The 21,574-nt window shown below is 69.1% G+C and carries 24 protein-coding genes; 6 read left to right on the top strand and 18 right to left on the bottom strand.

All coding sequences use genetic code 11. The annotated features are described in order from the left end of the window. Positions 1-3: 3 nt before the first annotated feature. Complete coding sequence (locus CDA09_RS01165) at positions 4-675, bottom strand: c(7)-type cytochrome triheme domain-containing protein (protein WP_286164338.1); 672 nt, start codon at positions 673-675, stop codon at positions 4-6. Positions 676-1,024: 349 nt separating this feature from the next. Between CDA09_RS01165 and CDA09_RS01160 the strand changes: the two genes are divergently transcribed. After that, positions 1,025-1,510, top strand: coding sequence for a CreA family protein (locus CDA09_RS01160; protein WP_121426943.1), 486 nt, complete (start codon positions 1,025-1,027; stop codon positions 1,508-1,510). A gap of 75 nt (positions 1,511-1,585) precedes the next feature. Here the strand turns inward: CDA09_RS01160 and CDA09_RS01155 are convergent, their stop codons facing one another. Beyond that, positions 1,586-2,305, bottom strand: coding sequence for a GW dipeptide domain-containing protein (locus CDA09_RS01155; RefSeq protein ID WP_286164337.1), 720 nt, complete (start codon positions 2,303-2,305; stop codon positions 1,586-1,588). Positions 2,306-2,666: 361 nt separating this feature from the next. On the opposite strand from CDA09_RS01155, the gene CDA09_RS01150 reads away from it, so the two are divergent. Genes CDA09_RS01150 through CDA09_RS01140 form a run of 3 tightly spaced genes read left to right on the top strand, consistent with a single transcriptional unit; the run spans position 2,667 to position 5,275 of the window. Next, positions 2,667-3,221, top strand: a complete 555-nt coding sequence (locus CDA09_RS01150; RefSeq protein ID WP_121426942.1) for a TlpA family protein disulfide reductase — start codon at positions 2,667-2,669, stop codon at positions 3,219-3,221. Between the two features lie 16 nt (positions 3,222-3,237). Next, the gene (locus CDA09_RS01145) at positions 3,238-4,347 is read left to right on the top strand and encodes a transglutaminase-like domain-containing protein (protein WP_121426941.1); all 1,110 of its coding nucleotides are present in this window, start codon (positions 3,238-3,240) and stop codon (positions 4,345-4,347) included. Positions 4,348-4,405: 58 nt separating this feature from the next. Then, entirely contained in the window at positions 4,406-5,275 is an 870-nt protein-coding gene (locus CDA09_RS01140) for an alpha/beta fold hydrolase (RefSeq protein ID WP_121426940.1), read from the top strand. Here CDA09_RS01140 and CDA09_RS01135 read toward each other — a convergent pair. Further along, entirely contained in the window at positions 5,272-7,152 is a 1,881-nt protein-coding gene (locus tag CDA09_RS01135; RefSeq protein ID WP_121426939.1) for an MFS transporter, read from the bottom strand. The genes CDA09_RS01140 and CDA09_RS01135 overlap by 4 nt on opposite strands. Positions 7,153-7,569: 417 nt before the next feature. Here CDA09_RS01135 and CDA09_RS01130 point away from each other — a divergent pair, with 417 nt between their 5' ends. Continuing rightward, positions 7,570-8,100 (top strand): retropepsin-like aspartic protease, encoded by a 531-nt coding sequence (locus CDA09_RS01130; protein ID WP_121426938.1) that lies wholly within the window; start codon positions 7,570-7,572, stop codon positions 8,098-8,100. A gap of 90 nt (positions 8,101-8,190) precedes the next feature. Here CDA09_RS01130 and CDA09_RS01125 read toward each other — a convergent pair whose 3' ends face one another. The 6 genes from CDA09_RS01125 to CDA09_RS01100 form a co-directional block, all read right to left on the bottom strand. Then, on the bottom strand, positions 8,191-8,745 hold the full coding sequence (locus CDA09_RS01125; RefSeq protein ID WP_121426937.1) for a PRC-barrel domain-containing protein: 555 nt from the start codon (positions 8,743-8,745) through the stop codon (positions 8,191-8,193). A gap of 218 nt (positions 8,746-8,963) precedes the next feature. Then, a complete protein-coding gene (locus CDA09_RS01120) occupies positions 8,964-9,206 on the bottom strand; it encodes a c-type cytochrome (protein ID WP_217351275.1) in 243 nt (80 codons plus the stop codon). A 121-nt stretch (positions 9,207-9,327) separates the two neighbouring features. After that, a complete protein-coding gene (locus tag CDA09_RS01115) occupies positions 9,328-9,909 on the bottom strand; it encodes a c-type cytochrome (protein WP_121426935.1) in 582 nt (193 codons plus the stop codon). Between the two features lie 384 nt (positions 9,910-10,293). Then, positions 10,294-11,616: an IS1182 family transposase gene (locus CDA09_RS01110; RefSeq protein ID WP_121426934.1), complete on the bottom strand. Its 1,323-nt coding sequence runs from the start codon at positions 11,614-11,616 to the stop codon at positions 10,294-10,296. A 74-nt stretch (positions 11,617-11,690) separates the two neighbouring features. After that, positions 11,691-12,554 (bottom strand): SPFH domain-containing protein, encoded by an 864-nt coding sequence (locus CDA09_RS01105; protein WP_121426933.1) that lies wholly within the window; start codon positions 12,552-12,554, stop codon positions 11,691-11,693. Positions 12,555-12,563: 9 nt separating this feature from the next. Next, complete coding sequence (locus CDA09_RS01100) at positions 12,564-13,007, bottom strand: NfeD family protein (RefSeq protein WP_121426932.1); 444 nt, start codon at positions 13,005-13,007, stop codon at positions 12,564-12,566. A 298-nt stretch (positions 13,008-13,305) separates the two neighbouring features. On the opposite strand from CDA09_RS01100, the gene CDA09_RS01095 reads away from it, so the two are divergent. Beyond that, positions 13,306-13,509, top strand: a complete 204-nt coding sequence (locus CDA09_RS01095; protein WP_121426931.1) for a cold-shock protein — start codon at positions 13,306-13,308, stop codon at positions 13,507-13,509. 84 nt (positions 13,510-13,593) lie between these two features. Here the strand turns inward: CDA09_RS01095 and CDA09_RS01090 are convergent, their stop codons facing one another. The 9 genes from CDA09_RS01090 to CDA09_RS01050 are packed head-to-tail and all read right to left on the bottom strand — an operon-like array spanning position 13,594 to position 21,566. Beyond that, entirely contained in the window at positions 13,594-14,214 is a 621-nt protein-coding gene (locus CDA09_RS01090; protein ID WP_217351274.1) for a type II secretion system protein, read from the bottom strand. 2 nt (positions 14,215-14,216) lie between these two features. Continuing rightward, positions 14,217-14,603, bottom strand: a complete 387-nt coding sequence (locus CDA09_RS01085; protein ID WP_121426930.1) for a type II secretion system protein — start codon at positions 14,601-14,603, stop codon at positions 14,217-14,219. A gap of 8 nt (positions 14,604-14,611) precedes the next feature. Further along, a complete protein-coding gene (locus CDA09_RS01080) occupies positions 14,612-15,082 on the bottom strand; it encodes a type II secretion system protein (RefSeq protein WP_121426929.1) in 471 nt (156 codons plus the stop codon). An 11-nt stretch (positions 15,083-15,093) separates the two neighbouring features. Beyond that, a complete protein-coding gene (locus tag CDA09_RS01075; RefSeq protein ID WP_121426928.1) occupies positions 15,094-17,412 on the bottom strand; it encodes a secretin GspD/PilQ domain-containing protein in 2,319 nt (772 codons plus the stop codon). Continuing rightward, positions 17,409-17,984, bottom strand: a complete 576-nt coding sequence (locus CDA09_RS01070) for a secretion system X translation initiation factor (RefSeq protein WP_121426927.1) — start codon at positions 17,982-17,984, stop codon at positions 17,409-17,411. The genes CDA09_RS01075 and CDA09_RS01070 overlap by 4 nt, the downstream gene beginning before the upstream one ends. Continuing rightward, the gene (locus tag CDA09_RS01065) at positions 17,984-18,532 is read right to left on the bottom strand and encodes a GspMb/PilO family protein (RefSeq protein ID WP_121426926.1); all 549 of its coding nucleotides are present in this window, start codon (positions 18,530-18,532) and stop codon (positions 17,984-17,986) included. Before CDA09_RS01065 ends, CDA09_RS01070 begins: the two co-directional genes overlap by 1 nt. Next, complete coding sequence (locus tag CDA09_RS01060; protein WP_121426925.1) at positions 18,519-19,064, bottom strand: PilN domain-containing protein; 546 nt, start codon at positions 19,062-19,064, stop codon at positions 18,519-18,521. Before CDA09_RS01060 ends, CDA09_RS01065 begins: the two co-directional genes overlap by 14 nt. Beyond that, on the bottom strand, positions 19,064-19,861 hold the full coding sequence (locus CDA09_RS01055; protein ID WP_128106520.1) for a hypothetical protein: 798 nt from the start codon (positions 19,859-19,861) through the stop codon (positions 19,064-19,066). The genes CDA09_RS01060 and CDA09_RS01055 overlap by 1 nt, the downstream gene beginning before the upstream one ends. Further along, positions 19,842-21,566: a GspE/PulE family protein gene (locus CDA09_RS01050; RefSeq protein ID WP_174718398.1), complete on the bottom strand. Its 1,725-nt coding sequence runs from the start codon at positions 21,564-21,566 to the stop codon at positions 19,842-19,844. Before CDA09_RS01050 ends, CDA09_RS01055 begins: the two co-directional genes overlap by 20 nt. Between the last annotated feature and the right edge of the window lie 8 nt (positions 21,567-21,574).

Here is a 21,574-nt window from a genome sequence, read left to right as displayed (position 1 = left end):
CGCTCAGTGCGCCGGTGTGGGCGGTGCCGCGGGATGCACCGGCAGCACCGCCGGCGGCTGCGCGGGCGTGCCGTCCCGATTGACGCTGTGGCAGCGGTAGCAGTTGCGGTGCGTGATGAAGGCCACGCGGTCGTGGCACTTGCCGCAGAACTGCCCGCGGAAGATGTCCTCCATGCGGATCTTCGTGCTCCCGGCCTTCTCCGCGAACGGATCGGGGTGGCAGTTCTTGCACGCCAGCCATTCCGTGTGCGCGCGGTGCGGGAAGCGCACGTTGGGCATCTCCTTGGTGTTGCGCAGGATCACGTCGAGATCCAGCGGCGGCTCGCCGTCCTTGCCGTCGATGCGCTGACGCGGCTTGATCAGGCCCTGGCGCAGCGCGGCCATCCAGTCGACCTTGCCGTCGCGGTCGCGCGGCAGGTCGCTCAGCGCCTCGTCGGCGCGCTGCAGGCGTTCATACGCGGGACTCGTCGGATCATAGAATTCGCTGGCGGGGGCGCGCTGCTGTCCGGCGGCACGCGGCGCGGGTGCGGGCGCAGGCGCGGCGGCGGCCGGCGTCTCTTCCGCAGCGGGCAGCACGGCCACGGCTTTCAACACGGCGCCGGCATCAGTTCCGGCGGCATACAGCGCGACCGCCACGCACAGGCCGGCCAGGCCACGCAAGATTCGTTTTCCCATCAGATCACAGTCCATCCATCCTGCCGCGCCTGCAAGCAAGTTCGGCACCAATGGCACGCGCCCGCCGCCTGCCGCGCTTGCCGCCGGGCGGACGCACGCACCGTCACGTTCGGCGCGCATTCTGCCCCGTCCGCAGCGATCCGGCCACAACAGAATCACGCACCGCGGTCCGGCACGACCACCCACCCCCCGCGAACCCGACATCCGTACGACGACGCTCCGGTCGTGCCGTTCCCGCGCGCGGGAATCGCGGACGCCGCGCCGATCGCCGGCGCTATACTCCCCGCATCCGCGCCGCCGCGGCACCGCCTGCGCGTCGCATCCCGCCACTCGTGGAGAACCTCACGCCATGACACACGCAACACCGCGGCTCGCCGCGGCCCTCCTCGGCTGCGTCCTGTTCCCGGCGGGCACGGCGCTGGCGGAAACGCTCGGCGACGTCTCGACGGTCTGGAAACTGATCGGCCCGAACCACAAAATCGTCGTCGAAGCCTACGACGACCCGCGCGTCGAAGGCATCACCTGCTACGTGTCGCGCGCGAAGACCGGCGGCCTGTCGGGTGCATTCGGCCTCGCCGAGGACGTCGCCGAGGCCTCGATCGCCTGCCGCCAGGTCGGACCGATCCACGTCGCGAAACCGCTGCCCCAGAAGGAGGAAGTGTTCTCGGAGCGACAATCCATCCTGTTCAAGCGCCTGCAGGTCGTGCGCATGGTCGACAGCAAGCGCAACGTGCTCGTCTATCTGACCTATTCGGACAAGATCATCGAGGGCAGTCCGCAGAACAGCGTCACCGCCGTCGCGGTGGACCGCGCCACGCCGATTCCCGTGCGCTGAAAATGCAAAGGGCCGCGCGAAAAGCACGGCCCCCTGCTGCATCCCGGGCCGCACACGGGTGCGGCCGCCGCCGGATCACTTGCCCACGCGCACCGCGCTGGCGAAGATGATCTGGTCGAACTTGCGGTTGAGCGAGGTGCTGGTGAAGTTCGTCATGACCATGCCGTCACCCCAGCTGACCGTGTCGCCCGCCTTCGCCTCGGTGACCGGCGCGGCGACCCACACGGTGGCGCCGTTCTGCTGCACTTCGAGATAGGTATAGCCGCCGCCGTTCACGACGCTCTTCACCTGACCGCTGCTGCCGGCCGGCGCGGCGGCCTGCGCGGCCGGCTGCTGCATGCCCGGCATCGGCGGATGCTGGCCCATCGCCGGGCCGGCCAGCGGCTGCGTGCCGTGCGGCGCCACGCCGGTCGGCGCGGAGCCGGCGGGACCCCAGGCGTTTACAAACAGGATGCGGTCGAACGTGCGGTTCAGCGACTTCGACGCGAAGTTGGTCATCACGGCCGAGTCGCCCCACTGGACGGTGTCACCGGCCTTGACTTCGATCTGCCCGCCGGCGATCCACACCTTCTCGCCGTTGGCCGTCTCGACCTCGGCGTAGGTGTAGCCGCCGCCCTGCTGCAGCTGCACGACCTTGCCGGTATTCGGCGTGGCGGCGGAAACGGCTGCGGGCCCCGCCGGAGCCGCGGGCGCAGCGGCCTGGGGCGCCGGGCTCGGCGCGGCAGCCTCTTCTTTCTTGGAACATGCAGCAAGGCCGACCGACGCGGCAACAGCGACCAACAACCAGGCTTTCACAGGAATTCTCCGTAAACGTCACGGCCGATTAGCCGTGGAACCGCAAATTCTATCACGCAAAAAAAATACCATTCGACTGGATCGTAACCAACTTTCCTCAGCAAGGCAGAGACTTACGCGACCCCGACTGGGGAATTTCACCACCCCACGCAGGCCCCGCCGCGGCCGTGCGATAATTGCAAATTCGGGCACGAAAGGCCGATCTGTGCATCGGCCGCCTGACGCGGTCTGCGTACCGCATTGTTTCACGGACGGGACGCCCTTGTGCATCCCCTTTTAAGCCCCGGCGACTTCCGCACCGGGGCGGCTGTGGCTTCGCGCCTGCGCGCGCCGCCACGAAGGATTCGGGAGAGAAGGAATCATGTTCGATCCGCATCGTGCCGGACGACGGCGCGTGCTCGCCTCCATCGGAGGCCTCGTCGCGGCCGCAATCGCGCCGCCGGCGCTGTCCATGCCCGGCAGCTCGCGGACACCGCAGCCGGGCGACAAGCTGGAGGCGGTGAGCCAGCTTCCGCCTGCGCCCGCCGCCCTGCGCCGGGCACTGGAACCGCTGCGCGGCAAATCCGTGCTGGTCAATTTCTGGGCGACCTGGTGCAAACCCTGCCGCACGGAAATGCCGGCACTCGTCAGCCTCGCCGAATCGGAACCGGGCCTCGCGCTCGTCACTGTCGCGGTCGCCGACCGTGCGGACGCGGTGCGCCGCTTCTTCGACGACCACCTCGTCGACCCGCCGTTCGTGAACGATCCCGAGCAGGTCATCTCGCGCGCGTGGGACGTGCGCTACCTGCCGACCACCCTGCTCCTCGACGCTGCCCATCAGCCGCAGCTGCGCGTGCGCGGTGATCTCGACTGGCATCACGACAGCGTGCGCGCGCGCATCCGCAGCGTCACCGCGAATCGTTCGGGCAAGGCCTGAAACGGAGACGATCAACATGAACCGCAGAAATTTCCTCAAGACCTCCGCGATCGCCGCGAGCCTCGCGCTGCCCGCATGGAGCCGCGCGGCGCAGCCCGTCGCGCCCGTCTTCACGCCGCGGCCGGAGAACGGCTGGCGCGTGTTCGAGCTCGTGACGCGCGTCGAGCCGGTCGCGACGGACGGCCCGACCCAGGTGTGGATCCCGCTGCCGACGGTGGCCGAAAGCGGCTGGAGCCGCCCCGTCGGCAACGCGTGGACCGGCAATGCCAAGGAGATGGCGCTCGCAACCGACCCGGTCTACGGCGCAACGATGCTGCACGCGACCTGGCCGGTGGCGACCGACGCCCCGGTGGTCGAGGTCGTGAGCCGCTGCGCGACGCGCGACCGTGCGGTCGACCTCACGCACGGCGGCTGCGTGCCGCGACTCGCCGCGGCCGAGCGCGCGCTGTACACACGGGCGACGGCGATGCTGCCGACCGACGGCATCGTGCTCGACACCGCACGCGAGATCACGCGCGGCGCGAAGGCCGACGAGGACAAGGCGCGCGCGATCTACGAGTGGATCGTCGCGAACACCTTCCGCAACCCCAAAACGCGCGGCTGCGGCCTGGGCGACATCCGCGCGATGCTGGAGACCGGAGACCTCTCGGGCAAGTGCGCCGACCTCAACGCGCTGTACGTCGGCCTCGCGCGCTCCGTGGGCGTGCCGGCGCGCGACGTCTACGGCATCCGCGTCGCCGACTCGCGCTACGGCTACAAGAGCCTGGGCAAGAGCGGCGACGTGTCGCGCGCGCAGCACTGCCGCGCCGAGGTCTGGCTGGAACACGCGGGCTGGACGCCGATCGATCCGGCCGACGTGCGCAAGGTCGCGCTCGAGGAGCCGCCGGGCAACCTGCTGCTGTCCGATCCGAAAGTCGTGGCAGCGCGCAACACCTTGTTCGGCGCGTGGGAGATGAACTGGCTGGCGTACAACTTCGGCCACGACATCCGCCTGCCGGGCAGCGACGGCCCCGACGCGCCCTACCTGATGTATCCGCAGGGCGAGAACCGCGACGGCCGCTTCGACAGCCTGGATCCGGCGAACTTCCGCTACACGCTGACGGCGCGCGAAATCACCGCGGCGTGAACCTTCCGCGACGGTGCCGGCCCGGCGCGGGCCGGCCGGGCTTGCTATCATCGACAGCATGAAAGCTTCCCACTGCGAGCAGCTCGACCTCCGCGGGCTGCGCTACAACGTGCGCCACTGGGGCAACGCCGATGCCCCGGCGGTGTTCTTCCTGCACGGCTGGATGGACACCTCCGCCACCTTCCAGTTTGTCGTCGACGCGCTCGCGCACGACTGGCACGTGATCGCGCCCGACTGGCGCGGTTACGGCATGAGCGAGTGGCTCGGCCGGCCATACTGGTTCCCCGACTACTACGGCGACCTCGACGCGCTGCTCGCGCACTATTCGCCCGACCGCCCGGCGCGCCTCGTCGGTCACAGCATGGGCGCGGCGATCTCGTCGGCCTACAGCGGCGTGCGCCCGGACCGCGTCGCGCAGCTCGTGATGATGGACTTCCTCGGCCTGACCGCGACGGCCGAAGGCGATGCGCCCGCGCAGCTCGCCGGCTGGCTCGACAACCTGCGCAAGGAACAGCCGCTGCGCGGCTACGCGGACCACGACACGTTCGCACGCCGGCTGCAGCTCGCCAATCCGCGGCTCACTGACGCGAAGGCCGCCTTCCTCGCACGCAACGTGTCGCGCGCGCTGCCCGACGGCCAGGTGACCATGGCGGGCGACCCGTGGCACAAGGTGCCGTCGCCGGTGCGCTACCAGGCCGGCGACGTGATGGCGGCCTGGCGCGGGATCAAGGCGCCGGTGCTGATGATGCTCGCCGACAAGGGCTACGTGGCCGAGCGCTTTGCCGACGCCCCCGCCGAGGTCGAGCGCCGCCTCGCCTGCTTCGCGGACGTGCGGCGCGTCACGATCACCGACTCCGGCCATAACCTGCAGCACGACCAGCCGCAGCAGGTCGCGGCGGCGATCGAGGCTTTCCTGGCGCGCGACTAGCGCATCTCGCCGCGCAGCCCGGCGACCGCCGCCTGCAGGCTTTCGGGCGTGGCCGCCTCGGCCGCGACGGGCATGCCGCCGACCACCTCGATGCGGCTGAAGAAACCGCGGCGCAGCGGCCGGCTGAACGCGGGGCCGTCCTTGCGGCTGAAGCTGCTGCCCCACAGGCCGCGCAGCGCGAGCGGCACCACCGGCACCGGCGTGCGCGCGAGGATGCGCGTGACACCCGAACGGAAGGGTTTCAGTTCGCCGTCGTCGGTGATGCGCCCTTCGGGGAAGATGCCGACCAGCTCCCCGGCTGCAAGCGCGCCGGCGACCTCGTCGAAGGCGCGCTTCATCATCGCCGCGTCCTCCTTCGCCGAGGCGATCGGGATCGCGCGGCTGGCGCGGAACACGAAGGACAGCACCGGCCAGCGGAAGATCCGGTGGTCCATCACGAAGCGCACCGGCCGACGCGAGGCCGCCATGATCACGAGCGCATCGACGAAGCTGACGTGGTTCGCGACGAGCAGCGCCGGCCCGTCCGCGGGGATGTGCTCGATGCCCTTCACGCGCAGCCGGTACACGGTATGCACGAGCAGCCACGCGATGAAGCGCACGAGGAACTCGGGCACCAGCGTGTAGATGTAGAGCGCCACGGCGGCGTTGAGCACCGCCGTGATCAGGATCAGCTGCGGGATCGTGACGCCCGCGGCAAGCAGCCCGGCGCCGAGGCCGGCCGCGACGACCATGAAGAGGGCGTTGAGGATGTTGTTGCCGGCGATGATGCGCGAGCGGTGCGCGGGATTGGAGCGCGCCTGCACCAGCGCGTACAGCGGCACGATGAAGAAGCCGCCGAACACGCCGATCATCACCAGATCGACGAGCGCACGCCAGGTCGCGGGGGCACCCAGCACCGCCGCGAGCGGCAGCGGGCTGCCGGCGGGCGCGGCCGCGGGGCTCGCGAGCCACAGGTCGAAGGCGAAGAGCGACAACCCGATCGAGCCGAAGGGCACGAGGCCGATCTCGACGTGCTTGCCCGAGAGCTTCTCGCACAGCAGCGAACCGACGCCGATGCCGACCGAGAACAGCGCAAGCAGCAGCGTCACCGAATGCTCGTCGCCGCCCAGCACATCCTTCGCGTAGCCGGGGAACTGCGACAGGAACAGCGCGCCGTAGAACCAGAACCACGAAATGCCGAGGATGGACAGGAAGACCGTGCGGTTCTCGCGCGTGAAGCGGATGTTGCGCCAGGTCTCGGTGAGCGGGTTCCAGTTGATCTTCAGCCCGGGATCGGCGGCGGGCGCCACGGGGATCGCCCGGCTCGTCAGGTAGCCCGCGACGGCGACGGCGATCACCGCCGCCGACAGCCACGCCGCGCCGCCCGGCAGCGCGATCGCCACCCCGCCGGCGATGGTGCCGAGCAGGATCGCGACGAAGGTGCCGGATTCGACCAGCGCGTTGCCGCCGACGAGCTCCGCTTCACGCAGATAGACGGGCAGCACCGCGTATTTCACCGGCCCGAAGATCGTCGAATGCACGCCCATCAGGAAGAGCGCCGCGAACAGCAGCGCCAGCGAATCGAGCGCGAAAGCGACCGCCGCGAGCGCCATGATGGCGATCTCGAAGCGCTTCACGAAGCGGATCAGGCGCGTCTTCTCGAACTTGTCCGCGAGCTGGCCGGAAGTCGCCGAGAGCAGGAAGAAGGGCAGGATGAAGAGGCCCGCGGCGAGGTTCACGAGGATGCCCGGCGCAAGCGTCGTGAAGCGCGCGGCCTGGAAGGTGATCAGCACGACCAGCGCGTTCTTGTACAGGTTGTCGTTGAAGGCGCCGAGGAACTGGGTGAGGAAGAAAGGCAGGAAGCGCCGCTCGCGCATCAGCTGGAATTGGGAACTCATTTCGCGGTCCGGTGAATGTGCCCGGGAGTGTAATGCGGACCGGGCCGATGCTCGATACTTTGCCCCTCCCTGGCACACCCCCTGGCGCGAGGCTGTGCCACCGCGCAGCAAATTCCCTGATATGGGAACCGGTTTCCGGAATGGTGCGCAGATCACGCGTCGGCGCCGGGCGCCCGCATCTCCCGCCCCGGTCCCTCCGGCAACCGATTCGTCATGCCGCCGCGGCGCATCGCCCCTGTTTTCGCGCCCCGCGCGTTTTCGCGGCGAGCCGCGGCGCTTCACTCGCCGGAGGAATCCGTATCTGCTTGTTACAGCGGACGTTTTTGCCGTGTACCGGCACGCCCGTTGCTTGGTTTAATATCGCGATCGCCGGTACTCCGGACGCAATGGGTGAACCACTTTTCCGGGGACCGTCGGATGAGGAAATTCTCGTGCCTTCTCTCGTGTCTTGTGACCGCCGCGCTGGCTGGCACGGTGGGCCTCGCCTGCGCGGGGGAGTTCGACACCACCGTCGCCATGCGCGCGACCAGCGCAACGACCTTCTACGTCGAAGGACGGATTGCGGGACTCGGTAACGTCGACCTGATGGTCGACACCGGCTCCGGCTACATGACGATCAACGAGGACATGCTGGCGCGCCTCGCACAGGCCGGCCGCGTGCGCTACGTGAAGGACTTGCGCGGCCGGCTCGCGAACGGCAACGAGCTGACCGTGCCGGTGTATGCGATCGAGGCCGTGAGCATCGGCGGCGGATGCTGGCTCAAGGATGTCGAGGCGGCGGTCTTCCCCGGCGCCACGCGTGCGATCCTGGGACTCAACGCCTTGCAGCGGGCAGCGCCGTTCATCTTCTCGTTCGAGCCGCCGCGCCTGGTCCTCAGCCACTGCCTCACCGCCGCCGCGGCGAACGTGCCGGGCGACACCGCAGACCTCGCCGCGTTCGACAACTGAGCCGAAGCAGAAAAAAGCCGGCACCTCGTCGGGCGTGCCGGCTGTGGCGCATCGGACGCTCCGCGCCCGACACCGTTCCGGTCGGTGCGCTTACGGCGTGAACTGATTGCTCTCGGGATAGAACGCATTGGGATTGCTGCTGCCACGGTCCCACATGGATCCCCTGTGGGGCGCAGCTCTCCCGGACACGGTCTCGAACGCCGAGAATTCACTGATCGGCTGGTCCGTCGGCCGCACCTCGACGTACTGCTCGGCGCGGTATGCGGGCCTCGCCTTCAGTTCGTCCGCGCTTGCGCTCAGCCGCAGCTTGCCCTCCTCATAACGCATGCTGTCGAGCGGCACCGCAATCTCCCTGTTGCCGAGCCCGAGCCCGCTGGCGGCAATCACCGCCTGGATGTTTTTCTCCTGGCGGCTCTGCACGACCGTCTTCACCGTGCCGATGGTCTCGCCGTTGGTGCCGACCACCTCGGTGCCGAGCAACTGGCTCGGGGTCATCGTCTGCAACTGTCCCGAGGTCCCCATCTGCGAATGCATCTGGTGGCTGCCGGGGCCCTCTCCGTACATGCCCGCCAGGGCCCCCGCCGGGACCGCAACGAGTGCTGTGATGGCAACGGCCAGCATTGACTTCCGTTTCATGGAACTCATGGCATCCTCCTGCCTGATGGCGTCTGTCCAAGTGTCTCGTTCGCACTTGGGAACGAGTGTCCGGTATCGATCCGAACCACCTGCGGCCGGACAACGACCTGCGGTGGGCAGATCGATACAGCCTTCGAGCGATCGACGGGTCTTGAGTTCCGGCGCGCCCGCCGCGGGGACCTTCGGTTCAGACCGTGACCTTGCCGCGCGCGAGCGCAGCGCGGCACTTACAGGGACAGTATCCAGCCGATCAGGTTGTCGATGTCCTCGGGCGGCGCTTTGAGGATCTTGTGGCTCTCCTCATGCCCATCCGGAAACTTCACCTTGTGCCCGGACGTGAGGTGGTGGAGCAGCGCAGCCTGCGCGTCGTCCCGCCCGCGGTACTTCTCGGCGACTTCGCGATAGGGCGGCCCATCCTTGCGCTTGTCGATGGCATGGCATTTGAAGCAGCTGTTCTGGCGCGCGAACATTTGCGCCTCAGCGGCATCGATCGCGGAAGCCGGTGCCGGAACGACGGTCAGGGCAACAGCCGCGGCGAGAAACCACATTCTTGCGTGACGTGGATCGATCATTCGGCCGGCCTCTCTGCCGCTACTTCTTGCGTTGATCCTGGCTGGCGAAGAAATGCGCGACCGAAGCGAGTTCGTCGGGCGTCAACCCCCGGAAGGCGTCGTCCATCAGGTAGACGAATTTACGTTTGCCCGACACGAATGCCTTGATTTGCTCGAGCATGTATTCAAGATTCTGGCCCGCCATCAGCGGCGCATCGTGGTCCGAGCTGCGACCGGCATCCGGATGACAATCGGCACAGCGCTTACCGTGGATGACCTTGCCTTGCGCGACTTTCTGCGGATCGACGGACTGCGCCGGACGCTGCGCGGTACTTTGAGCGTAGAACTGCGCCACGGCGGCGATGTCCGGCGCGGACCACGTCTTCGGCACGTGGTTCGGGATGTCGCTGATACGGTCGCCGTTCGCGAGGCCGGCAATCTCCTGCTCCAGGTAGTCCGCCAGCTGGCCGTTCAGGTATGGCATCTTCGCGGCCCCACTGACACCTGCCGCCCCGTGGCATTCCGCGCAGGGCTGCGTCAGGGATTGAACGTCGGGCGGTGCGGCGAATACTGCGTTGCCGACCAGGACACCGAACGCGGCGGCAACGATCTGGGTACGCATGGACTTTCCTCGCGGGCTCGCAGTGTGTGAAGCGCGGGAGAGTATCAGCGATAATCCCTGCCGGGAAGAGGTGCATTCACTCTGCGTGAATTCGCGCTGCCTGCGCGACGCCCGGGGCCAAGGCCATCACCCTTTTACATTTCCCGCCCCGGCACCAACCCGAACCCGTCCGTCGCACTTGCGCACCAGGCAGAGCGCCTGCCGTCGAACCCGGCTCGGCGGCTAGGAGTCTGCGCGGCAGAACTCCAGAGAGTGGGGTTTTAGCAGAAGGATCGGCGAAGCGAGAGGTGCGGGAAGAGACTGCGGCCGTGGTTGAATTGCTTCGCGACGGTGCTGCGCCCGTGCCGGACGGGAACGGGGACAGATTTGCGCCCCTTTTTCCCGTTATGCCGTCCTCAGTGTGCTCATCCTGCGCAGGTTCAGGGCCATACAGACGAGCTTCCACTCCGCTTTGACGCGCTCCAGGCCCCGCAGGCTGAACTGCCGGAATCCCAATACGTTCTTGATCCAGCCGTTGGGCGGTTCGGCGATCCATTTCCGTTTTCGGTAAGCCGTCTTGCCCGCCTCGCTATCGAGCTTGTCGGCCATCTGCGCGGTGTGCGGACTGCGTTCACGGTCGAAACCGAGTCGGCGCTTGCCTTCCCGGCCCAGCGCCACCACCAGTTCGGTCCCGCAGCCGTCGAGCTCCCGGAACGTCTGCTCCGAGCGGTAGCCGGTGTCGGCCAGCGCCTGGCGCGGGCGCTGCGCGAGGGTGTCGCGCACGACCTGCAACATCCCCGGCAGTAGCCCGGCGTCGCTGGCGTTGTTGGTCAGTTCGGCCGCCACGATGATGTGGGCGGTCTCGTCGACCGCCGTCTGGGCGTTGTAGCCCGGATCGAACCCGCCGCCGGCGCGCTTCATGATGCGGCTGTCTGGATCCGTGAAGTTCTCCTGTGCCTTGTCCTCGGGCACCCCGAAGTCGCGCTTGTAGCGCCCACCCTTCGGTTTGCCGTCACCGCCGCGCGGACGGCGGTCGTCATCGTCGCTGCGCCCGCGCGCCTGATCGGCCTCGCGCTGGCGCTGCTCGAGCCGCGCCCGGGCTTCGGCAATCGCCGTCAGCCGCGCCTCGCGCCGCGCGATCTCGGCCGGCACATCCAGCTCGGGCTCGTTCCTCTCGGCGTCGTCGGCGGCCTTGGCCCGATTGAGCAGCGCCTCGATCTGCCGTTTCAATTCGGCCTCCGCCTTCACCATGTGGCCGTAACTCATCGCCTTGTGGCGGCTGGCGTTCGCCTTGACCTTGGTGCCGTCGATGGCCACCGTCCCGAGCTTCACCAGCCCCATCTCGCGAGCCAGTCGCACCACCTGCACGAACAACTCGCTCAGCTCCTTCAAGTGGACAGCGCGAAAGTCGCTGAGCGTGCGGTGGGCCGGGAAGTTGCCTGCCGCCAGCACCCGGAACGCCACATCCTCGTGCAGCTTGCGCGCGATCTTGCGCGAGCTGAACACGCCCGTGGCGTACGCATACAGCAGCACCTTGACCATCATGGCCGGATGAAACGGCTGGTTGCGCGGTCCGCCCCCGGCATACCGGGTGTGGAACGCGCTCAGGTCCAATCCGTCGACCGCGTCGCTAATGAAGTACGCCAGGTGGCCTTCGCGTAGCCACTCCTGCAGCGCCTGGGGCAGCAGCATCTGCTGCTGCGGGCAATAGGGCAGATAGCTCGTCATCTCGACAGTCTACCGGCCCCGACACGCCAGGGAGGGCTTACCTCACCGACGCTTGGCTTCTGCCGCGCAGACTCCTAGCCGGCGACCTTGCCGCGCGCGAGCAGGCCGCGCACCGTCTCCTGCAGGTCGGCCGGCAGCACGACGACCTTGGCGCTCTCGGACGAGCCCATGCGCTCCATCGCGTGGATGTACTTCTCGCCCAGCAGGTACATCATCGGGCCGGGCTGGTCGCCGACCGCGGCGGCGACGCGGCGGATCGCTTCGGCGGACGCCTCCGCGAGCATCACCTGGGCGTTGGCGTCGCGCTTGGCGGATTCGAGGCGCGCCTCGGCCTCGAGGATCGCGGCCTGCTTCTCGCCTTCGGCCTTCGTCACCGCGGCCTTGCGTTCGCGCTCGGCGGCGGCCTGCATCTCCATCGCGCGCTGCATCGACTGCGAAGGCTTGATGTCCTGGATCTCCACCGACTTCACCGTGAGGCCCCAGTCCACCGCCTCGTCGGCGATGCTCTCGCGCAGGCGCGCCTTGATCTTGTCACGCGACGAGAGCGCCTCGTCGAGCTCCATCTCGCCGACGATGGAGCGCAGCGTCGTCATGATCAGGTTGCGGATCGCCTCGGCGAAATCGGTGACGCCATACACGGCCTTCACCGGGTCGGTGACCTTGATGAAGGCGATCGCGTTGGTGAGGATCACCGCGTTGTCGCGCGTGATGACTTCCTGTTCCTGCACGTCGAGGATGATGTCCTTAGTGACGAGCTTGTAGGCGACGTTGTCGAGGTAGGGAATGATGAGGTTGAGGCCGGGCTTGAGCGTGCCGTGGTACTTGCCCAGGCGCTCGACGATCCATTCCTCGCCCTGCGGCAGGATGCGCACGCCCTTCGCGAGCGTGACGATGACGAAGACGAGTACCGCGACGACGAAGATCAGGCTGCCGCTCATGAATGCTCCTCAGGCTTTGACGACTTTCAGGAAACTGCCTTCGACGGCGACGACGCGCACGCGCTCGCCGGCGGAAATCGGGCTCTCGGCGAGGCACACCCACTCCTCGGCGCCGAGCAGCGGGCGCTGGAAACGCACCCGGCCGCGCTCGAAGGGGGCGACGGCGCCGACCAGCAGGCCGACTTCACCGATGACCTCACCGTCGGCCGTGCCGATGCGGGTCTTGTGGAAGCCGGGCTTGAAGACGCGGAACCACAGCGCGACCATGAGCAGCGACAGGACGGTCCAGGCCGCGAGCTGGGCGGTGAGCGACAGCCCCGGTGCGACGAAGAGCACCAGCGCCATCGCCAGCCCCGCGATGCCGAACCAGATCACGAAGAAGGACGGCAGCGCCAACTCGGCCAGGATCAGTGCGATGCCGACGACGGTCCAGTGCCACCATTCGATATTCATGGGAACCTCCTCGCCGGCGATTGTAGCGGGATGTCATCACGGTGTGCGCGTTCGCGCGGGGCGCGGCGCACGTCGCCGCGACCGATTGCACGCCGCCGGTGCCGGAAGACCTGGAAAGGCGCGCGAAGGCAGTTGACCGCGGCGCGGTTTTTCACCAGACTGCTTGCGCGCATCAGTCATCGCGTGGTGTTTCGTGCTCGAAGTCCTCTGGTACTCCAGTCCGTCATTCCCCGATCGCGATTGTCGCAACTCTGGGCAAACGCCCCTTATTTAAACTTTGATTTGGGAAATTCAGAAAATGGCAACTGGTACCGTCAAGTGGTTCAACGACGCCAAGGGTTACGGCTTCATCACCCCGGACAACGGCGGCGAAGACCTCTTCGCTCACTTCTCCGCGATCCAGGGCAACGGCTTCCGTAGCCTGGCCGAAGGTCAGAAAGTGCAGTTCGACGAGACCTCGGGCCCGAAGGGCAAGCAGGCAGGCAACATCCGCCCGATGTAATCCGCCTCGCGGCTGGATTCGAATGAGGAAAGCCCGGCATTGCCGGGCTTTTTTTGTTTGTACGCGCCGGCTGCGCGCGCGGCGTCAGCGCATTTGCTGGAAAGGCGACACCGGCGGCGCCGGCCGCGGCGCACGGGCAGCGTCGATCAGGCTCTTGCGCGGGTCGGCCGGGGCGGGCATTCCTGCCGCAGCCCCCGGCGGTGCGTTCGCGCTCCCGTTGGCCTGCGCGGTGGTGCTGAAGGCGCGGTCGGCGACGAACTGCCAGCCGGCATAGGTTTCCACCCCCTCGAACTCGGCCCACTCGACCGGGAAGCGCGCGCGCTTCAGCGGCGCGTCGGTCGACTGGCTGTACACGCCGACGATGCCCCCGTCGGCGCTGCGGATCAGCCCCCAGTCGGTGCTGCGCGTGATGGGGTCGGCGTACAGGCGGCGCAGGTGGTGGCGCGGCTTGGGGCTGCGCTGGTCCGTGATCAGGTCGTCGAGCCGCTGCGGGAAGCGTTTCAGGTCGGGCGACGTCTCGTAGTACAGGCGCAGCGCGTGCGCGTACTGCGAGCCGACCCACAGCAGCTCGCGTTCGCGGGCGCGCAGGCTGGCCGTGGACCACAGCTGCGCAGTGCCCACCAGCGCCAGCGTCATCATCACGACCAGCACCAGCACACCGATGTAGGTGAAGCCCCGTTCGCGCACACGGACGTCCGGCAGCACGGCTACCACTCCGAGTAGAGCGTCCCGTCACGCGCCTTGCCCTCCGCGCCGCTGCGCACGTTGCCGACGGTGCCGCCGGCGGCGCCCTGCGGGGGCACGATCACCCAGGTGTCGCTGCGCTGCGTGATGGGGTCGACGGGGACGCTGCGCAGGTAGCGCTTGTCGACCAGGGCCTGCAACGAGTCGGGATAGACGCCGGTGTCGCCGTAGTAGTGGTCGAGCGCGTCGCGCATGACGGAGAGGGACTGGCGCAGCGCCGTGTCCTCGGATCTCTCCAGGCTGCCGAAATAGCGCGGCGCGGCGATCGCGAGCAGGGTCGCGATGATGGCGAGCACGACCAGCAGCTCGATCAGCGTGAAGCCGGCCCGGGATTTGCGCAGGGTGTCCATTTCGGATCTCACCATTGGCGATAGGGGACGCCGTTCAGGCCCTCGCCGGACGCGAGCGAATAGACGTCGAACACGTCGGCGCCGGCACGGGGACTGTCGGGCGGGCTGTCGTAGCTGCGCAGGCCCCAGGTTTCCTCCGGCCGCAGCTTGGGATCGGTGAAGGGGTCGCGCGGGATGCTGCGCAGGAAGTAGATGCGCTTGCCTTCGACGCTGCGCACGTCGCGCACGCCGTCGACCAGCACGCGCAGCGTGGGCGGGTAGCCGCTCGCGTCGGCGAGCTTCTCGATCTGGCCGGTGTCGGCCGCGAGCTTGTAGGCGTCGATGGCGTCGCGGATGTGGTACAGCGCGCTCTTCAGTTCCTGCTCCTTGCCGCGGCGCACGACCGTCTCGGTGAGCGGCGCGGCGATGCTCGCGAGCAGCGCGACGATCGCCACCGTGATGACGACCTCGACGAGGGAGAAACCGTGCGCGCGCCGCATCGCCCCCTCCCTCAGGGCTGCGCACCGAGCGCGAGCGCGGCGGGCAGCGGCACGGAGACCGGGCGGTTGCCCTCGCCGAACGCCGACACGCCGACCACGCGGAGCTCCGCCGGCGCCGTGCTGCCGGGCAGCGCGGCCACGCGCAGGCGCACCAGCGCGCCGTCGCCGCGCGCGCCCTGCGGCGCGGTGCGCGACAGCGCGACGAACATGCGTCCGGTCTTGTCGTCGATGCGCGGCGCGAAGGAGGTGATAGCGCCGTCGGCGTTCATCACGTCGCCCTCGGTCACCGAGACGACACGCAGCGCCGCCGGATCGTAGGCGAACTGCAGCGTCGCGGCGCCGAGCGGCTGGGACACGTTCGCGCGCAGGACCACGTCGGTTTCCTCTCCGGGCCTGAGGCTGGCAGGCGCCGTCCACGACAGGATGGCGGCCGCGGGCGACGCGAGCGCGCCCGGGGCGTCGCTGCTGACCGCGGCCGGCGGCGCGAGGGCGGCGACCTCTGCCGCAGGTACGGCGCCCTGCGGCGCGGCGCCCGCCGCCGGCACGGTCACCCCGCGCATCAGGTCGGCCCGCGACCTCAGCACCGCCTCGGTGCCCGACGGGTACTCGATGTCCTGCGGGCTCATGTAGGGCAGGTTGCGCACGATGCGCGGCGTGATCGACAGCACCAGTTCGGACTTGCCGATGGTGTCCTTGTTGCTGCCGAAGAGCCGCCCCAGCCCGGGGATGTCGCCGAGACCCGGGATGCGGTTGCCGGCGACGTCGTGATCGTTGCGCACCAGGCCGGCGAGCACCTGCGTCTCGCCGTCCTTCAGGCGCAGCACGGTCACCGCATTGCGCGTATCGACCTGCACGGGGATGGTGCCGTTCTTGGTCGGCGACTGCTGGGTGGCCTTGCTGACTTCGAGCGCGATCTTGATCATCACCTCGTCGTCCAGATGCACGGTGGGCTCGACCTCGAGCTTCAGGCCGACCTCCAGGTACTGGATGCTCTCGGTGATCACCGGGCCCTGCGTCGAGGGGGTGGAGGTCGCGCTGACGACCGGCACGCGCTGGCCGATATGGATGCGCGCCTTTTCCTTGTTGCTGACGCGGATCACCGGGTTCGCGAGCGTGTTCACGTCGCTGTCGTTGGCATTGATGCGCAGTTCGGGGGACGGGCCGACGGTGATGCGGCTGCCGTTGACGTGGTTGTAGTCGGTCAGCACGCCCGGCGGGCCGCCGAGGTCGGGACGCAGCAGGCCGAAGGTGCTGGGCCACTGCAGGCCGAGGTCGAGGATGCGCTGGCGCGACACTTCCATGACCTGGACCTCGAGCACGACCTCGGGCTCGGGCAGCCCCTGCGCGGAGAGCAGCTTCTCGGCGAGGCGCACGGCGTCGGCCGAGTCGCGCATCGTCAGCGTGTTGAGGCGCTCGTCGATGAACACGTCCTTGCTCTTGAGCAGGGTCTTGAGCATGTTCATCGCCGTCTTGGCGTCGGTGTTGGCGAGGTGGAAGGTGCGGATCGTGAGGTCCTGGTAGTCGCGCTGCTTCTGCGGCGTGTCGGGGTAGATCATCACCGTGTTGTCGCTGATGACTTTCTGCTGCAGCTGGTTCTGCAGCAGCAGCAGCTCGACCGCCTGCTCGACCGGGACCTGGCGCACGAACAGCGTCGCCCTGAGGTCGGGCTTCACGTCCTTGTCGAACAGGAAGTTGATGCCGGCAGTGCGCGACAGCACTTCGAAGATCTGCCTGAGGTTGCCGTCGCGGAACTCCAGCGTCACGGGCGCAGCCATCTTCGTGCGCAGCTGCGGATAGGTCTGGACGGTGCGCGAGCGGATGTCCTCGATCTCGCGCCTGAGCGCCAGCGCGCCCTCGTGGCGCGGGTCGAGCACGAGCACCTGGCGCACCAGGCGGTCGGCACCGTCGAGGTCGCCGCGGCGCAGCGCGACCTGGGCCTGACGCACGCTCTCGCCGGCGTTGCGCAGCTGCTCGAGCTGATGCAGCGCCTCGGCCGCACGCTCGTTGGCCGGCTCGATGCCGAGCACCCGCTCGTAGTCGCGCGCCGCAGCGTTGTTGTCGCGCATGCGACGGGCGCGCTCGGCGTTGGCCAGCAGCGCGGTGATCACGCGCTGGCGCTGCGTCGTCTGCGCCACATTGGCGGAGGGGTCGCGCGGCTGTTCGCGCACGGCCTCGTCGAGCTTGGCCAGTCCTTCCTCGTAATGTCCCTCGTCGATCAGGCGCATGCCGTCGCGCTGCAGGGCGTCGTTGGCACAGCCGGCGAGCGATGACGCCAGCACCACGATCGCGACATGGGGGACAACTCGGCGGAGCACGGTATCCGTCATCATGGTTTGCTTCCCACGGGCAAGGTTTGGGGCATGTTGAGAGGAAGATAGACGAGCGTCATCGTGGTGTCCGTGATGCGTTGCACCCTGTAGCTGCCGTCCAGTACATCGCCTTCGGAAACCGTGTAGGGGCGGTCGCCGCGCACGAGGAACACGCGCACGGAATTGCCGTCGGCGAGCTTGCCGAGATATTCGTAGGGGACGGGCGGCGCGACGGGCACCGGGGGCGGGGGCGGCGGGGCGGGGGGCGGCGGCGGGGGCGGCGGGGGCGGGACGTACCAGCTGTGCGCGGCGAAGAGTTCAGGCACGGGGCGGGGCGCGGCCGGCCCCGCCTCCGGGGCGCTCGGGGCGGCAGCGCTTGCCGCGTCGTCCTGCCCCGCGGCGGGCGGTGCCGCGGAACGCAGCCCGGCGAGCTGTCCGGCCTGCGCGGCGGGCGGTGCGCTCGCCGTTGCGCGCGGACGGCTCACCGGTTGCGCGGCCTCGTCGGGCGCCTTGTCGAAGAATTCCGGAATGACCGCGAGCGCCGCGGCCGCGCCGAGGAATGCCAGCCAGAAGAGCCCACGCCGGTTCGCCATCACCGCCTCGACAGGTAAAGGGTCATGCGGATGCGGCCTTCGAGCTCGGTCTCGGAGACCTCCTTGCGCTGGATGTCCAGGTCCTCCACGCTGAGGCCCGGCACCTTCGCGATCGCGGCGTCGAGGAAGCGGCGCAGTTGCGCGTAGGTGCCGCGCACCGGCAGCAGGATCTGGTAGCGCGCCATGTCGGAGCCCTGTTCGACGGCGAGCGAGTATTCGCCGCGCGCGAGGGAGATTTTTTCCGCGTCGGCAGCCGTATACAGGCCGTCGATCGCCTTCGTCGCGGCGAGTTGGGGCGGCAGGCCGGCGTAGAAGTCGTCGAGCTGGCGTGCGGGCGGCAGCGCGTCGGGCACTTCGCCGCGTCGGGCGGCGGCGGCCTGGGCCTGCGCGCGCAGCACCTGCTGCCCGGCGCGCTCGCGCGCCCCGAGGCCGGGCAGCACGACCGACAGGGTGCCGGCCGCGGCGGCGGCCAGCAGGAGGGCGCCGCCGAGGCCGGGCAGGCCCAGGCGGCGCACGGCTTCGTGGAGCGTGAGCTTATGGATTGGCATGGTCGGTCACCCAGCTTGCGACGAGGCTGAAGCGCACCGGCCGGCCCGGCACCTGCTCGGCGAACTCGTGGCTGACCAGCGCCACGTCGCGCAGCGCGGGCGTGCCCTCCAGCTTGCGGTGGTAATCGAGCATCGCGCCGAGGTCGCGCGCCTCGGCAGTGATGCGGAGCTGGTGCTTGCGCGCGTCCGGTGTCAGCGCCAGCAGCGCGACGTCGTCGCTGGCGAGGCCCTCGAGCGTCGCGAACAGCGCCTGCCAGGGGCGGTTGTCGATGCTCGCCTGCACGCGATGCATGCCCGCCAGCGCGCCGTCGCGCTCGCTGCCGCCCGCCGCGGCCGGCCTGCTGTCGCGCAGGGGCCCGGGCAGGCCGGCGAGGATCTGGCGCGCGGTCGCGTCCTGCGCCGCGATCTCGCCCCGGATGTGCACGCCGGCCCACGTCACCGTGCCGGCGAGGACGGCGCCCACGGCGAGCAGCGCCCAGCCCCCGGCACCGGCGGGGGGCGAACGACGGAAGTCGAGCTGTAGCCGTTTCATCACGCCACCGCCCGCGCCATGTCCTGCCACGGATCGTCCCCGCTGCCCAGCGTCAGGGCGCGCGGAGTGACGCCTTCCACCGGCGGCCACGCGCTCGCGGCGCGCCCCGGGGCATGGATGAATACCGGCGGCACCGGCCCCGACTGCGGGTCGCCGATGCCGTTGAGTTCGCATTCGCGTTCGAGGAGATCCGCGACCGCGTGTTCGTTGTCGCCGGCCGCGCTGGAGCGCACGCTGAGCCACTGGCCGGCACGCGCGAGCAGCATGCTGCAGCGGCCCGGCTCGGCGACGGCGAACACGAAGTCGTCGCGCGCGAGGCTCGGCTGCAGGCGGTTGTAGGCGGCCATCAGGTAGGGCTGCACCGAGGCGAGGCGCAGCCCCGCGCCCTCGACGATGGTGTGCAGGCGCTCCAGCAGGGCCTTTTCGATCGCCACGGCGACGCGCGGCCGACCGGCCGCCTCGGGCGAGATGCGCAGCGCCCAGCCGGCCGCGACGGCGCCGTAGACGTCCTCGAAGCCGATGCGCGCGAAGGCTTCGAGTTCGGCGGGCGAACTGATCGCGTCGCTCCACGGCACGAGGCGGAAGTGCGCGAAGTGGCAGGAGAGCACGACCGTGACGTCGCTCCGGCGCACGCCGGCCTCGCGCAGCAGGCCCTGCAGCGCATCGACGGCACCGTCCCAGCCGCCCTCGCAGTCGCAGGCGCCGCCCGGCGTGGGGCGCCCGGGCCCCGCGCGCAGCAGCGTCACCCGCGCCGGGGCGAGTACCGCGATGAGGCGCTCACGCGACAAAAGTGACACGGTTGATCTCCTCGAGCGTGGTCTCGCCGGTACGCACCAGGTCGAGCGCCGACTCGCGCAGCAGGCGCAGGCCGCGCTTCTTCGCGAGCTCCTTCAGTTCGGCGATGGGCCGGTGGTCGATGATGGTCTGGCGCAGTTCGTCGTCGAGCAGCAGCACTTCGGCGATCGCGGTGCGGCCACGGTAGCCGGTGCCGCGGCAGCGGCCGCAGCCGGGGCTATGCACGAAGCGCCAGCCCCTGACCTCGGCCGGATCGAGGCCGGCGGCACGGAGTTCGTCGTGCCGCGGCTGCGTTTCGACGGCACAGTGCGGGCACGCGAGCCGGATCAGGCGCTGCGCGAGCACGCCGTTCAGCGCCGAAACGAAGCTGTACGGGTCGACCTCCATCTGCGTGAAGCGCCCGATCACGTCGAACACGTTGTTGGCGTGGATGGTCGTGAACACGAGGTGGCCGGTGAGCGCCGACTGCACGGCGATCTGCGCGGTGTCGGCGTCGCGGATCTCGCCGACCATGATCTTGTCCGGGTCGTGGCGCAGGATGGAGCGCAGGCCGCGCGCGAAGGTGAGGCCCTTCTTCTCGTTGACCGGGATCTGCAGCACGCCGGGGAGCTGGTATTCGACCGGGTCCTCGATCGTGATGATCTTGTCGACGCCGCGGTTGATCTCGGTGAGCATCGCGTACAGCGTGGTGGTCTTGCCGCTGCCGGTGGGGCCAGTGACGAGCACCATGCCGTAGGGCTCGCTCGCGAGGCGGCGCAGGGTTTTCATCACGTCGGGCTCGAAGCCGAGCGAGTCGAGGCGCACGCCATGCACCTGGTCGGCGAGGTCCTGCTTGTCGAGCACGCGCAGCACGGCGTCCTCGCCGAAGATGCTGGGGATGATCGACACGCGGAAATCGATCTGGCGGCCCTTGATCGACACCTTGAAGCGGCCGTCCTGCGGCACGCGCTTCTCGGCGATGTCGAGCTCCGCCATCACCTTCACGCGCGAGATCATCTGCTCGGCGACGTCGGCGCCCTGCACCCGGCTGGCGGTGTCGAGCACGCCGTCGACGCGGTACTTGATGACCATGCCGCTGCCGGTGGCGCTGAGGTGGATGTCGCTGGCCTTGGCCTTGAGCGCGTCGTAGAGGGTCGAGTTGACCAGCTTCACGACGACGCTGGAGTCCTCGCTGATGCGGGCGAGCGAGAGCGTCTCGACGTCCTCGGCGGCAGCGCATTCCTCCTGCGCCGCGGCGAGCGAGTCGATCGCATGGAAGTCCTCCTCGTGGCGCGCGAGGCAGGCCGCGAGGTCGGCCGGATGCGCCAGATGCAGCTCGGCACCGCCGAGGCGCTCGTCGATCCACGCGAGGCGCGCGTCGTCGAAGGGGTCGGAGAACACGCCGATGAGGCCGCCGCCCGCGTCCGGCGAACGCTTCACGAGCACGAATTCGTGCTTGATGGCCTCGGCGAGCGACACCTTGGAGAAGTCCGGCGCGCCGGCGAAAAGCTCCTCGCCGCACAGCACCGGGTAATGCAGCGTGGCGGCAAGGCGGCGCACGAATTCGCGCGGATCGAGGCCGGCGAGCTCCTCCAGTTCGTCGATCATGCGGCGGCCGTGGGCCGCGGCGCGGTCGCGCGCCGAACGCAGCAGCGCGACATCGAGCCTCTGGACAACGCCCTCGGCACTGTCCGGTACGACCATTTCAGGGATGACATGCATATCCATTGCATCAG

It is taken from the genome of Azoarcus sp. DN11, assembly GCF_003628555.1.
Classification (GTDB): domain Bacteria; phylum Pseudomonadota; class Gammaproteobacteria; order Burkholderiales; family Rhodocyclaceae; genus Aromatoleum.
Note: the sequence above shows the minus strand (reverse complement) of the source record. Positions and strands in the feature narration are given on the sequence as shown.